14 protein-coding genes are annotated in these 12,105 nt (G+C 69.9%); 9 read left to right on the plus strand and 5 right to left on the minus strand.

What is annotated here, in order from left to right; translation table 11 throughout:
• Positions 1–99 precede the first annotated feature (99 nt).
• A complete protein-coding gene (locus tag AWQ70_RS12500) occupies positions 100–840 on the plus strand; it encodes a TetR/AcrR family transcriptional regulator (protein ID WP_084516922.1) in 741 nt (246 codons plus the stop codon).
• Between the two features lie 202 nt (positions 841–1,042).
• Here AWQ70_RS12500 and AWQ70_RS12505 read toward each other — a convergent pair whose 3' ends face one another.
• The gene (locus tag AWQ70_RS12505) at positions 1,043–1,642 is read right to left on the minus strand and encodes a dihydrofolate reductase family protein (protein ID WP_067174661.1); all 600 of its coding nucleotides are present in this window, start codon (positions 1,640–1,642) and stop codon (positions 1,043–1,045) included.
• A 282-nt stretch (positions 1,643–1,924) separates the two neighbouring features.
• Between AWQ70_RS12505 and AWQ70_RS12510 the strand changes: the two genes are divergently transcribed.
• Positions 1,925–2,323 carry a hypothetical protein gene (locus tag AWQ70_RS12510; RefSeq protein WP_067174665.1) on the plus strand — a complete coding sequence of 133 codons (399 nt, stop codon included), beginning with the start codon at positions 1,925–1,927 and terminating at the stop codon, positions 2,321–2,323.
• Between the two features lie 308 nt (positions 2,324–2,631).
• Here AWQ70_RS12510 and AWQ70_RS12515 read toward each other — a convergent pair whose 3' ends face one another.
• Together AWQ70_RS12515 and AWQ70_RS12520 are read right to left on the minus strand one after the other, a co-directional pair.
• Positions 2,632–2,979, minus strand: a complete 348-nt coding sequence (locus tag AWQ70_RS12515) for a VOC family protein (RefSeq protein ID WP_067174668.1) — start codon at positions 2,977–2,979, stop codon at positions 2,632–2,634.
• Positions 2,980–3,147: 168 nt separating this feature from the next.
• Complete coding sequence (locus tag AWQ70_RS12520; RefSeq protein ID WP_067174671.1) at positions 3,148–3,795, minus strand: hypothetical protein; 648 nt, start codon at positions 3,793–3,795, stop codon at positions 3,148–3,150.
• A 443-nt stretch (positions 3,796–4,238) separates the two neighbouring features.
• Between AWQ70_RS12520 and AWQ70_RS12525 the strand changes: the two genes are divergently transcribed.
• Positions 4,239–4,823, plus strand: a complete 585-nt coding sequence (locus AWQ70_RS12525; RefSeq protein ID WP_067174676.1) for a hypothetical protein — start codon at positions 4,239–4,241, stop codon at positions 4,821–4,823.
• Positions 4,824–4,871: 48 nt separating this feature from the next.
• Here AWQ70_RS12525 and AWQ70_RS12530 read toward each other — a convergent pair whose 3' ends face one another.
• Positions 4,872–5,438 (minus strand): GrpB family protein, encoded by a 567-nt coding sequence (locus tag AWQ70_RS12530; RefSeq protein WP_084516924.1) that lies wholly within the window; start codon positions 5,436–5,438, stop codon positions 4,872–4,874.
• Between the two features lie 237 nt (positions 5,439–5,675).
• Between AWQ70_RS12530 and AWQ70_RS38795 the strand changes: the two genes are divergently transcribed.
• The gene (locus tag AWQ70_RS38795) at positions 5,676–5,831 is read left to right on the plus strand and encodes a hypothetical protein (protein WP_157530032.1); all 156 of its coding nucleotides are present in this window, start codon (positions 5,676–5,678) and stop codon (positions 5,829–5,831) included.
• Between the two features lie 375 nt (positions 5,832–6,206).
• Here AWQ70_RS38795 and AWQ70_RS12535 read toward each other — a convergent pair whose 3' ends face one another.
• Positions 6,207–6,797 (minus strand): hypothetical protein, encoded by a 591-nt coding sequence (locus tag AWQ70_RS12535; RefSeq protein WP_067174680.1) that lies wholly within the window; start codon positions 6,795–6,797, stop codon positions 6,207–6,209.
• A 378-nt stretch (positions 6,798–7,175) separates the two neighbouring features.
• Here AWQ70_RS12535 and AWQ70_RS12540 point away from each other — a divergent pair, with 378 nt between their 5' ends.
• The 5 genes from AWQ70_RS12540 (at position 7,176) to AWQ70_RS12560 (ending at position 12,101) form a co-directional block, all read left to right on the plus strand.
• Complete coding sequence (locus AWQ70_RS12540) at positions 7,176–8,987, plus strand: glycosyltransferase family 2 protein (protein ID WP_067174683.1); 1,812 nt, start codon at positions 7,176–7,178, stop codon at positions 8,985–8,987.
• Between the two features lie 89 nt (positions 8,988–9,076).
• Entirely contained in the window at positions 9,077–10,099 is a 1,023-nt protein-coding gene (locus AWQ70_RS12545) for an energy-coupling factor ABC transporter permease (protein ID WP_067174687.1), read from the plus strand.
• Between the two features lie 82 nt (positions 10,100–10,181).
• Positions 10,182–10,946, plus strand: coding sequence for a cobalt ECF transporter T component CbiQ (gene cbiQ, locus AWQ70_RS12550; RefSeq protein WP_067174690.1), 765 nt, complete (start codon positions 10,182–10,184; stop codon positions 10,944–10,946).
• A complete protein-coding gene (locus AWQ70_RS12555; protein ID WP_218004509.1) occupies positions 10,943–11,692 on the plus strand; it encodes an energy-coupling factor ABC transporter ATP-binding protein in 750 nt (249 codons plus the stop codon). The genes cbiQ and AWQ70_RS12555 overlap by 4 nt, the downstream gene beginning before the upstream one ends.
• Before the next feature lie 64 nt (positions 11,693–11,756).
• Positions 11,757–12,101 (plus strand): STAS domain-containing protein, encoded by a 345-nt coding sequence (locus tag AWQ70_RS12560; RefSeq protein WP_067174694.1) that lies wholly within the window; start codon positions 11,757–11,759, stop codon positions 12,099–12,101.
• Positions 12,102–12,105: the final 4 nt, after the last annotated feature.

Below are 12,105 nucleotides of genomic sequence, written 5' to 3' on the forward strand. Positions count from 1 at the left end.
GCTCCCGGGGGGACGGTCGAGTGGATGCGTATGTCATACGCTCAATGCGTACTATATACGCAACGCGTAGGCCATACGCAAACTGGTAAGCTCCCTGGAATGCCGGACGAAATCGGAGACGAGCTGCCGCACGCGCTGAACGTGCTGTGGGGGCGGGCCAAGCCGAAGGGGCGGGGACGCACGCCCGCGCTCAGCCTGGAGCGGATCGTGGCGGAGGCCGTCGCCCTCGCCGACGAGGAGGGCCTGGCCGCGCTGTCCATGGCTCGGCTCGCCGAACGGCTCGGCTGCGCGCCCATGTCGCTGTACCGGCACGTGGCCGGCAAGGACGACCTGCAGCTGTTCATGCTGGCCGCCGCGCCCGGCCCGCCGCCGGAGTTCGGCACGGCGCCGGCCGACTGGCGCGGCTCACTCACCCGGTGGGCCGTCGAGCTGCTCGGCGTCTACCTGCGGCATCCGTGGATCATCCAGCTGGTGAACTCCCCGCCGGTCGACCCAGGCCAGCTCGCCTGGCTGGACGCCGCGCTGCGGTCCCTCGGCGGCACGCCGCTGGACCCGCGGGCCCGGTTCTCGGTGGTCATGCTGGTGCTGCACTACGTGCGCGGCGCGGCCCAGCTCCTGACGTTCATGACCGCCGAACCAGAGGAGAGGGCCGATGAGGCGTACGCCGCGCTGCTCGCCGAGCTCGCCGACCCCGGCCGGTTCCCAGCGCTGGCCCGCGCCGTCGAGGCCGGGGTGTTCGCCCCCCACCCGGGGGCCGGTCCGGACGACGACTTCCGCGCCGGCCTGGACCACCTGCTCGACGGGGTGGAGGTGGCGATCGAACGCGCCGCCCGGGCCTGAGCCGGTCAGCCGGCCGGTGCGGCGCCGCGGGAGGCGCGGACCTTCGGCTCGGGCAGCAGTTCGACGTGGCGGACCGGCAGCGCAGGCGCGCTGCGCGGGCGGCGCAGCAGGAGTTTCACGGCCATCGCGCCGACGGCTCGCTTGGGCGGGGCGACGGCGGTCAGCGGCGGGGCGCCGAGCGTGGCTCCGCCCGCACATCTGGTCAGCGGGTCTTCTGGGGCGACCCCGTAACACGGAAGGTCAGGTGGGTGACCGCCGGTGATTCGACCAGCCTCGTGCGCTCCAGTTGGAGGCGGGGGCCACTGTCGAAGAGCCGAGTGCCGGCGCCGAGCAGCACCGGCATCAGGTGGATGCGTACCTCGTCTATGAGACCGGCCGCCAGGTACTGCCGAGCAACCTCCGCCCCGCCGATCACGATGACGTCCTTGTCGCCGGCCGCCGCCCTGGCCTGTTCGAGCGCGCTCTCGATGCCGTCCGTGACGAAAGTGAAGGTCGTGCGACCCTTGACCAGCTGTTCCCGGGGGCGGTTGGTGACCACGAAGCACGGCATGCCGAAAGTGCCGTCGTCGCCCCACGGGCCTTCACCCACATCGAACGTACGCCTACCGAAGATGAACGCTCCCGTATCGGTGAACATCTCGGCAGAGATCTCGCGGTCTGTTTCGCTTACCGGGCTTCCATCGATGCCCAGCCAGCCGTGTAGGCGTTCACCGTCCTCGCCCAAGGGGTGGTCGACGCTGACCTTCGGCGCTGCGGTCAAGCCGTCCAGCGACATGGTCATTTCCAGGATCAGTTTTCCCATCGGTCTCCCCGGTTCGTGGGCTGCTCTGATGATGGCAGTCGCCTCCGACAAAAGCCTGACCACGAGGCGCAAGGACGACTGCTGTACAGCAGCCCGTACAGCAACGTCGTCTCACACGGGCACAGCCCACCGGTCCGCCTCCCCCACCTGAGCAGGCCGGGACACCGCCGACGAGTTGTCGCGGGCGCTCCTGCCAGGTGCAAGTGGTCCACAAGTGATCGAAACAAGGCTGCGGGTGCCGAGAAGAGCTGATGCTCTCGAATCGTGCGCCCAGGAGGATTGATGACCGTGCCTCAGAGCGAGCCCGAGGACGAGCCCTTCGTGCCCGCGAGGCTCCGTGAGCCTGAGCCGCCGCCGGAGTCGCCGCCACTGCACCCCCGCACCCGCAGAATTTTGCGCAGCTTGCTGGTCTTCGTGGCTCTTGCCGTGGCCGTCGTGGTGGGAATCTCCCTGTCCACGAAGCGCGACTACCCGCGCGGGAGCGCCCAGTGCGTGGACACGAGATCGTGGCAGCCGGACGGCACGCACCTGGTCGTCGACCACCGCAAGTGCGCAGGCGACGACGGCGAGGCCGACCGCCGCTACCGCTGGAAGAACTCCCAGTCATCGGCCCATCGTGCCCGCAGGATCCTGGACGTGATCCGGGACATCGTGGACGTGTTCGACGGACGCCGGAGGTGATCTCGTCCCGGCGTTGTGATCGGGCGGCTCTGCGGACGCCGACGCGCATCCGGCGCGGGCGCCGGCCTTATGCCGTACGACGCTTCCGGCCTGCGGCCGGCTCGCCGAATGCCGCCTGGTGTACGGCCAAGGACTTGGGGCGAACACCGCGACCGTCCGTCCTCGCGGCGACTCCGCCTATCCGATTCCCCGGCGCCTCTACCGCGGCCTCGGCTTCAAGCCGCACGACCGTACACGTACGTGCGCCAAAGCCGGTTAGTGGCGGACCCGGACGGCGAGAACCGCTCCTGTGACAGTGATCGCCTCGGTCATCGGTGCGCCAGGACGTTGACCACACGGCCGTTCGGGTCCCGGACGAAGAACCGGCGCACTCCCCACTCCTCATCCTGGAGGGGATGCACGATCTCCGCGCCGCTCTCCCGCACGGCCGCGTAGGCGGCGTCCACGTCGTCCACCTCGATGCTCATGTCGGGGATGACGGGTGCCGTCTTGTCGCCGGTCATGACGCTGACCTGTGCCGTGGGAGCGGACGGAGAGGCGAAGGTCCTGATCCAGCCGAGGTTCATGACTTCCTCCAGGCCCAGGAGCCCGTAGAACTTCGCGCTCTCCTCCAGGGCTTCGGACTGGACGTTGGGGACGATTCGGCGGACCGACATCAACAGCTCCCATGAGTAGAAAGAGGATGTGCGTTTCGATCGTGTCGCCTGGCAGGGCCTCTGTGTTCCAGATCCCGGGTACGCGACGGAATCCAACGAGGTCTGTACGGCGGAGGGTTCGGCGGGGGCCCGCACGAGCTTCGCCGGCTCCACTGCCCAGCCGCCGGGTCAGCTCAACCTCGGCGCCCGGCTGACGCAGCGTTGTTCTCGCATGAACCAGCTCGCCTCCAGCCGTACCCCGGTCATCGCCTCCACGGTGGCGAGGGCGGTGGGGTGGTCGGGGTAGGTCATGCCGTAGTCGCCTGCTTCGTCGTCCTCGTGTTTCTCCTCAGCCAAGGCCTGCAAGCCGTCCAGGTGCGAGTCCAGGGCCCGAGGGTTCTCGCCTCCGCAGGGGACGGACCTGTCGAAGTCGGGAATGCGGACCGTGGTGATCAGCCGTCCGTCCGCCGAGTAGAACAGCTCGTGCGCGTTGTTGACCAGCCACCAGAAGCCCCACGCCTGCGCGCCCTCTGTCAGCGCGGCCAGCACGTCCGGACGGCTGAAGCCGTAGGTGTTGGACGCGACGATCAGCACATCGTCGCCGCGCTGCTCGAAAGCCGCGGCCCCTGAATCCCCCGCGAGCGGCAGCGGCGGGCGTCGCGTGACGGTTCCGGGGTCGCCGCCGAGCCGGCTCACCACATCGTCGACCGTCAACGGCGCGTCGCGTCCCCGCACCACGACCCACGCCATCGCCTCGGTGATGTAGGGATCCATCTGACGCAGCTCGTCCAGCAGTTCGTCGTAGTGGGCGACCATCACGCCGGTGACCGAACTCATCCGAGATCCCTTCGCCGGAGCCGACCGGTTGGAATTGAGATCATCCTCCCATGCGCCGGGGGAGTCGCCGTCCATTGTTTTTCGAACCCATCGGCCGGAAGGGCCGTCCACAGCACGCCCGAAGAGAAGCTCCGGGTTCGATTTTCCCGGTGGGGGCCGGGCTTACGGCGTCGCGACATCGGCGATTTCCTCTGACACTTGTTTTCACCGTCGAGGGCGTCGCGTCCGGCCTCCGGGAGGAAATCTCCGTGCTGGCACGTATTCACTTCAGTCGTCCCCGGGACCTACCGTTCGGAGGTGGCACTCCCCTCGCCTGCCCGCGTCGGCCGTGCCGGTGGGGTACGCGGTGACGGGCATCGGACCTCGTGGTCCTTCCCTTCCTTCCACCGGTGACGGGTGTCACGAATGACACGCCTCCGCCGTACCGAGAGGGGAGAAGAGGCATGAGCGGTCGCATTCTCAGCGTGAAGTTCACGCGGATCCTCGCCGTCGTCATGATTCTCGCGGCCGGACTCGTCGTCCCCATGGCGACACCCGCGAACGCCTTACCCGCGGGGTACTTCCACCTTCAGGGGATCACGAGGGACAAGAAGGGCAGCCTCCGCACCATCGACGTGCAAATGAGCGACGGGACCATTCCCGGCTTCATCCGGTTGAACTGCTGCTCGTATCACAAGGATTCACAGTATTGGAAGGAGGTGTTCCCCAGGGTCGGCAGAATGGATGTCATCAAGTTGCAGAACAAACTGACGGGGCAATGCCTCGCGGATTCCGCTTCGCAAGCGCCCGGCGGCCTGGCCGTCGCTACTCTCCGGCCCTGCGGCGACGAAATCGCCCTGTGGCAGAAGATCTCGGTGCCCGGCAAGGGGACGGTGTTCCGGCGGACGCACCGTATGCCCTCCCCGTTCGCCGACACCCAGGTATGCCTGGGCAAAGACGGCAGATCCCCGGAGGTCCTCCTCACCGTTGTCTGCAGCGGTGGTTACACCGCCGACATGATCTGGCAGGCGAACTTCCTCTGGCGCTGATGTCCGCGGTCAGCCCACAGGAACCGCGCGGTGCGGCGCCTTCGACCGTCATGGCCGCCAATCGGTGCGCTCGGCCCATTCTTCGGCGGCCACGATGACGAGGTCCACCACCGGGTCTTTCACGTCGGCGTAGGTGCCGACGTCGGGGGTGACCCCCGCCAGCAACCGCTTGAAACGCGCATAGGCCGCCACCGCCTGCGGTCGCGCTCGGAACCAGTCGCGGAACAGCAGGGCCAGGCGTTCGTTCGGTGAGCCGAGAAGCCTGACGTGCAGGTTGACGTCCGGCCCGGGGCCTCCACGCCGGATCCACAAGCGCTTGGTCCAAAGTTCTCGCGGGTCGTCGCGACCGGCCGGCACATGGTCGAAGCGATACGGCGAGAGCGTGAACCCCTGCGCCGCGAGGACGGGGGCGAACTCGCGTTCCGCCTTGTCCAGGTCCGCCACGCTCACCTGCAGATCGAAGATCGGCTTGGCGTCCATGGCGGGGATCGAGGTGCTGCCGATGTGCTCCACGCGCGACGCGGCGTCACCGAGGACATCTTCGATCGTCCGCGTCAGAGTCCGTCCTGCCGGCAGCCAGTCGTCGTGGTGCCGCTCGATGATCACATCCGCCATGCTCCGAAGAGTAGCCAAGCCTTCGGAATGCCTTCCCCCTGCCGAGCAGAGGCTCCGGGTTCGTCCCCGGCCGGGCGGCTGCTGGGGGTGACGTCGTTGTCAGGCGTGTGGGCCGAGGAGGGGTGGAAGGCCAAGGCCTCCGCTTCGTGACGACGCCGCCGGGCCGTGTGGTGGCGGCGGCGACGACGCTCGCGGTGGCCGAATCTGTCGTACCCCTCTGCCACACTGGACAGCATTGTGATCATCTCTCCGCCCCGCCCAGACACCATCGCCACCGTCCTGCCCAGCGCCGACGGTGATGTCCTCGTCATCCCGTACGTCCTGCCCTTTCGCGTCCCCGCGGAGGCGCTCACCATGACCGTGGCCGAGTGGCTCGGCCTGGACACGCCCTGATCGGCGTCCATCGAGCGGCAGGCTGAGCGAGCCGGGTCGTTCGCGGGCGACGGCGATCAGCCGCCCGACCGACCCCGTCCCGCGTCCCGGCCCCCTGTCAGTCCCGGCCCCCTGCCATACGGCTTGCGCCTCCACCAAGGGGAGATACGAGGCTGGGGGCATGGACGGCGACGCGCTCTACTCGATCGGCGATCTGGCCCGGCGGACCGGGTTGACGGCGGTGGCCAGGCGCGGGTCCACACCTGAGGAGATCGATCTCATGCGCAGGCTGGCCAGGCTTTCCGAGGGCGAACGTCGGCGTCTGATCGAAGCCTGCTGCCGGTGCTCGGCTGGTTCATCACGGCCCTGCCCGCCCGGATGCCCGCCTAGCCCGGGTCACTCGGCGCAGCCTTTGGCCGCGCGTCTCGCGGCGGCCATCTGGTCGACGGTCTCGGACCTGTAGGCCGCCTGCGCCTGCTCGTCGGGGATGTACCTCCAGCGGCCGCCTTCGTACGCGAACTGATAGGTGAACGCGGAGAACAAGTGGGCCACCTGGACGTCGGCGATGTCGCCGTCGAGCGTCACGCCCTTGATCTCGAACGGGATGTTCTCGGCGATCGGCCTGCACAGCTCGAACAGGCGCAGGTAGTCGTCCCGCGAGATCAACCTCCGCGCGTCGGCCGTCCAGGCGTCCCAGAACTGCCCGTACGCCCCGGACGAGTAGAGGTCCAGCGTGGTCTGGGCGGCCTGCCGGAGGCCGGCCTCGGTCCGTTCCTCGACGGCTCCCGAGGCGTCGGCGGGCGGGGGCGGTTCCTCCATCACGAGGTTCGGGCGGTCGCTCTCGCCGCCGTCCCCCCGGGCGACGGGCGGGGTGGCCGGCGGAGCGGCCGACCGCGGGTCGAGTACGAGCACGATCGCGAACACGGAGACGGCGATGATCGCGCCGGAGATGAGCGAGACGGCGATGGCGGCGAGGCGCGGCGACACGATGGCTCCACAACGATCAAGGGGGTGCGAGTGAGACGCACGAAACCACCGGATGGTTCGCGACCCGCTGTCTGTTATCCACCCTGACCTCTCCGGGAGTGCTCGTCGAGGGCCTCCGCCGCCGTCGGGACGTTGCGAACCCGGCCACATACCAGGTGAGGGGAGCCCGGGAAGGTGTTCCGGTGACGGCTCGCCGTCTTCACGCGCCGTACGGCGGTGACCCGACGGCCGCGGGCCTCCGGACGGGAACCGGCACCCGTTCGTACGGCATCCGGACGGCGACCGGTCGGCCGCTGAAACCCGCGGGATGGGGGCGAAGGGTCAAGAGCTTGCCATTGGCCCCTTATGGAGCGGGCTGCCGTCACATAATGATTCGTGATGGAGACGGAGAGTGAGTGCCCGGTCGACGTCAGCATCCTGGTGCCGACGTACAACTGCCGCGCGTATCTCGACCGATGTCTCGTCTCGCTGCTGATCCAGCGCGTCAGTAAGGAGATCGTGGTCGTCGACGACGGGTCGAGCGACGACACACGGTCGCTCCTGGACCTCTACGCGGCCTACCACCCCGGTGTGATCCGGGTGGTCCACCAGGAGCATTCCGGCACTCCCGGCAGCCCGCGCAACCGTGCTCTCGCCCACGCGCGCGGGCGGTACGTCTTCTTCTGCGACTCCGACGACTACCTGGGGCCGGAGGCGCTGAGCCGGATGCTCGCGGCGGCCGACCGCAACGGGTCCGACATCGTCCTCGGCAAGATCGTCGGGCACGGTCGCCGGGCGCCGGAGTCGATGTTCCGCGAGAGCGCCGACCAGGTCACCCTGCTGGGGAGCACGGTCTACAACAGCCTGCTCTGTTTCAAGCTCTTCCGCAGGGAGATGCTCGACCGGCACGGCATCCGGTTCGACGAGACGTTGCGCGTGGGCGAGGACATGGTCTTCACCGCCCACGCCTACTGCCACGCGGACGTGATCTCGGTCGTGTCCGACTACGACTGCTACCACCTGGTCTCCCGTCCCGACGGCAGCAGCGTCATGCAGGAGCAGGGCAGCCGCGACCCGCTCGCCTGGCTGCGGATGGCCCGCGTCCCCATCGGGCTCATGGCGCGGCACATCCCACCCGGCCCGCTTCGCGACCATCTGCTGCTGCGGCACTTCAGGCTCGACGTGTTCGACCAGCTCGGCGCTCCCTTCCTCGCCGCGGACGAGGCCGACCGCGAGAAGATCGCGTTCGAGGCCGCCGACATCTGCGCCGAGTGGCTCACCGAGGGCGTGATCGAACGGCTCGGCGCGGCCGACCGGATACGCGCCGAGTCCCTGCACGACCTCGACCGGCTCGTACGGCTGGCCCGCGTCGAGACGGCCACCCTCCACCACCGGCTGACCGCGCTCGAATGGGACGGAGACCGCCTGATGATCGGCGGGCACGTCTCCCTGGACGGCTTCGAGGGGGACGCGTCCCTCCTGCTGCGCGAGCGCGCCTCGCGCAGGGAGAGGCGCGTCCCGATCACCAGGGTGGCCGACCTGTTCAGCGTGTCGATCCCGGTGGCCGCGCTGCCGTCGGGGATGTGGGACGTGTACGCGGCCGTGGACTGCGAGGGCGTGCGCAGGCTGGCCCGGCTCGGGAGCGAGCGGGCGCCCGGCGTGGACCGTCCTGAGCCGCGTTTCACGTGCGGGGTAGTCACCCTGCCGTACCTCACCCGGCAGTACGGCAACCTCAGCGTCGACGTCGGCGGGCACCTGGCCCGGGTCCCGGTGTCCGTACGGCTGGCGGGGGCGGGCTGGGGACGCGACGGGCTGCGCGTGGACGGCGTGGTCGAGGTGGCCGGCGAGCCCGCCGCGGTGGCGGTGCGCCACCTGGTCTGGCGGGAGCGGCGTTCGGGGCGGGAGTGGCGGGTGGCGGCCCGCCCCACGACGGTGAGGGCGTTCCGGGCGGTGACACGATGGCCCGCCGCCGGCACCTGGGACTCCTATCTGGAGCTCGACGTGGGCGGACCGCCCGTCCGATTCCCCGTCAAGATCGGCGACCTGGGGCGACTGCCCGCCCTCGCGACCTGGTGGAGCGGCCCGGTCCGATGGAGCGCCCGGCCGTACGCGACGGCGGTCAACCGCCGGCTCAGCGCCTCGGTGCGCGTCGTCACCCCACTCACGTACTTGCGCACCGTCCTGCGTAGACTCCTCCGCGGAAATCGCTGATACGAGCCGTTCGATCGCTAATGCGAACCATTTGCAACTGCTAGGCCATGTCCTAAAGTTGTGGCAGTCGCGCATTTCGGAGGCTTGCCGTGCATGTACCCGATGGGTTCTTCAATGCTCCCGTTTCCGTCGCGGCAGGAGCCTTCGCCGCCGCCGGTGTGGCCGTCTGCCTCAAACGCGCGCGAAACGAGCTGAACGACCGCACGGCCCCGATGGCGGGCCTCGTCGCGGCGTTCATCTTCGCCGTCCAGATGCTCAACTTCCCCGTCGCCGCCGGCACCAGCGGTCACCTGCTCGGAGGGGCGCTGGCCGCGATACTCGTCGGGCCGTACACGGCGGTCCTGTGCGTGGCGGTGGTCCTGCTCGTGCAGGGTTTCTTCTTCGCCGACGGAGGGCTCACCGCGCTCGGCATCAACATCACCCTGATGGCCGTCGTGACCTCGGTCGTCGGCTGGGCCGTCTTCCGCCTGATCACCCGGGCCGCGCCGCGCAGCCGGGGCGCCGTGGTGGCCGGCTCGTTCGTCGCCGCCGCGGTGTCGGTGCCGGTCTCGGCGCTCGCCTTCACCCTGCTGTTCTGGATCGGGGGGACGGCGCCGATCGACGTGGCGGCGGTGGCCGCCGCGATGGGCGGCGTACACGTCCTGATCGGCCTGGGCGAGGGCCTGATCACCGCGCTGACCGTCAGCAGTGTCCTCGCCGTGCGGCCCGACCTGGTGTACGGCGCGGCCGGGCTGCGCCGCAACCTGGTGCTGCGGACCGCCGACGGCGAGGTCCCGGTCGAGGAGCCCGCGCCCGCCCCGAAGGGCGGCCTGCGGCCGATCCTGGTCGGCGGCGGGCTGATCGCGGTGCTGCTCGCCGGGGTGGTCTCCTTCTACGCCTCCGGCTCCCCGGACGGCCTGGAGCGGGTGGCCGCGGACAAGGGCTTCAACGCGGGCGAGCAGGAGAGCGGCGTCGCGAACTGGCCGCTCGCCGACTACGCCGTCAAGGGCGTGGAGAACGAGCGGCTGTCCCTCGGCGTCGCGGGCGTCGCCGGGGTCGGGCTGACCGTCGTCGCCGGAGGGGCGGTCTTCTACGCGGTGCGGCGACGCAACCGGGTGAAGGCCGACGCGTGAAAGGCGTCCTGCCCGCCGCAGGCACCAAGGCCGCGCCGGAAGCGGTCGAAGCGGCCGGACGTCCGGAGCGGGCGGCCCGGCCGTGAGCGCGGGCCATCACCACCAGCTCTATCGGCCCGGCGACACGGTGGTCCACCGGTTGCCGCCGCAGTGCAAGCTGCTCGCCGCGGCGGGGTTCGCCGTCGCGGTCGTCGCCACGCCGCGCGAGAGCTTCTGGGCCTTCGCCGCGTACGCGGTCATGCTGGCGGCCGTCGCGGCGGCGGGGCGGGTGCCGCCGGGCTTCGTCCTGCGCCGCATGGTGATCGAGGTGCCGTTCGTGCTGTTCGCCGTCGCGATCCCGATCATCGGGCTGGGCGAGCGGGTCGAGGTCCTCGGCGTGTCGCTGAGCGTCGAGGGGCTCTGGGCGGGGTGGAACATCCTGGCCAAGGCCACCCTCGGCGTCGTCGCGTCCATCCTGCTCGCGGCCACCACGGAGCCGCGGATGATGCTGCTCGGCGCGCAGCGGCTGCGGTTGCCGCAACTCCTGGTGCAGATCGCCATGTTCATGCTGCGCTACATGGACGTGATCATGGACGAGATGCGCCGGATGCGGGTCGCCCGCGAGTCGCGCGGGTTCGTCGCCAGGGACGTCCGGCAGATCCCGGTGCTGGCCAAGTCGGCCGGCGCGCTGTTCATCCGCTCGTACGAGCGGGGCGAGCGGGTGCATCTGGCGATGCTCAGCCGCGGGTATACCGGAGAGATGCCGATAATCCGTGACATGTCGGCATCGCTTCGGCAGTGGGGGGCCGCGGGGCTGCTCCCCGGCCTCGCCGCGGCGACGGCCGTACTCTCCTGGAGTCTCACGTGACATCTCACCCGGTTCCGTCGCTGGAGGTCAGCGGCCTGGCCTACGCGTACCCCGACGGCACCCAGGCGTTGTTCGGGGTGGACCTGACGATCGGGCGGGGGGAGCGGGTCGCCCTGCTCGGCCCCAACGGCGCGGGCAAGACGACGCTGGTCATGCACCTCAACGGCATCCTCGCCGCCGGGCACGGCTCGGTCCGCGTGGCCGGGCTCGACGTGCGCGCGGACACGATGAAGGAGATCCGCCGCAGGGTCGGGCTGGTCTTCCAGGACCCCGACGACCAGCTCTTCATGCCGACCGTGCGCGAGGACGTCGCGTTCGGCCCGGCCAACCTCGGGATGCGCGGCGCCGAGCTCGACAGCCGGGTCAGGGACGCGCTCGAACGCGTCGGCATGCTGGACGCGATCGACCGGCCGCCGCACCACCTCTCGTTCGGCCAGCGCAGACGGGTGGCGGTGGCCACGGTGCTCGCGATGGAGCCGGAGATCCTCGTGCTGGACGAGCCGTCGTCCAACCTCGACCCCGCCGCCCGCCGCGAGCTGGCCGAGATCCTGCGGAAGCTGGACGTGACGGTGCTGATGGTCACGCACGACCTTCCGTACGCGCTGGAACTGTGCGAGCGGTCGCTCATCCTGTCCGCCGGGGTGATCGCGGCCGACGCCCCCACCCGCGACCTGCTCTCCGACGCCGATCTGCTCTCCGCCCACCGGCTCGAGTTGCCGTACGGCTTCGCGGTTCCGGCCGTTTGATCACGATGGTGAACTTCACCCACGGTGATGTCGAAGTAAAGTGGCCTCGCTGAGGAGGTCCACCATGAAGCTGCGGCTCGCGCGTCGATCGCTCTCCGGCGCCGTCGTCGTGGTGGTCGCGGGAGAGCTCGACCTGTTCACCGCACCGATACTGCGCGACGAGATACGCGACGCGATCATGCAGGACGGCGCGACCGTCGTCCTCGATCTCGCCGACCTGTCCTTCATGGACTCCAGCGGGCTGAGCGTGCTGATCGAGGCGTGGCGGCTCGCGACGAGCGAGGGCGGGGGCGTGTGCCTGGCCGCGCCGCAGCCGCCGGTGGCGCGCATCCTGCGGACGACCGGCCTCGACCGGCGCATGAAGGTCTACCCCGACGTGGACACCGCGATTTTGACCCACCCTGAGTAGAACT

It is taken from the genome of Microtetraspora niveoalba (assembly GCF_001570405.1).
GTDB classification, from domain to species: domain Bacteria; phylum Actinomycetota; class Actinomycetes; order Streptosporangiales; family Streptosporangiaceae; genus Microtetraspora; species Microtetraspora niveoalba.

What these genes read in the sequence shown, in the direction of transcription:
- AWQ70_RS12500 (WP_084516922.1), top strand. Translation starts at nt 100, where the DNA reads ATGCCGGACGAAATCGGAGACGAGCTGCCGCACGCGCTGAACGTGCTG.
- AWQ70_RS12505 (WP_067174661.1), bottom strand. Translation starts at nt 1,642, where the DNA reads ATGGGAAAACTGATCCTGGAAATGACCATGTCGCTGGACGGCTTGACC.
- AWQ70_RS12510 (WP_067174665.1), top strand. Translation starts at nt 1,925, where the DNA reads ATGACCGTGCCTCAGAGCGAGCCCGAGGACGAGCCCTTCGTGCCCGCG.
- AWQ70_RS12515 (WP_067174668.1), bottom strand. Translation starts at nt 2,979, where the DNA reads ATGTCGGTCCGCCGAATCGTCCCCAACGTCCAGTCCGAAGCCCTGGAG.
- AWQ70_RS12520 (WP_067174671.1), bottom strand. Translation starts at nt 3,795, where the DNA reads ATGAGTTCGGTCACCGGCGTGATGGTCGCCCACTACGACGAACTGCTG.
- AWQ70_RS12525 (WP_067174676.1), top strand. Translation starts at nt 4,239, where the DNA reads ATGAGCGGTCGCATTCTCAGCGTGAAGTTCACGCGGATCCTCGCCGTC.
- AWQ70_RS12530 (WP_084516924.1), bottom strand. Translation starts at nt 5,438, where the DNA reads ATGGCGGATGTGATCATCGAGCGGCACCACGACGACTGGCTGCCGGCA.
- AWQ70_RS12540 (WP_067174683.1), top strand. Translation starts at nt 7,176, where the DNA reads ATGGAGACGGAGAGTGAGTGCCCGGTCGACGTCAGCATCCTGGTGCCG.
- AWQ70_RS12560 (WP_067174694.1), top strand. Translation starts at nt 11,757, where the DNA reads ATGAAGCTGCGGCTCGCGCGTCGATCGCTCTCCGGCGCCGTCGTCGTG.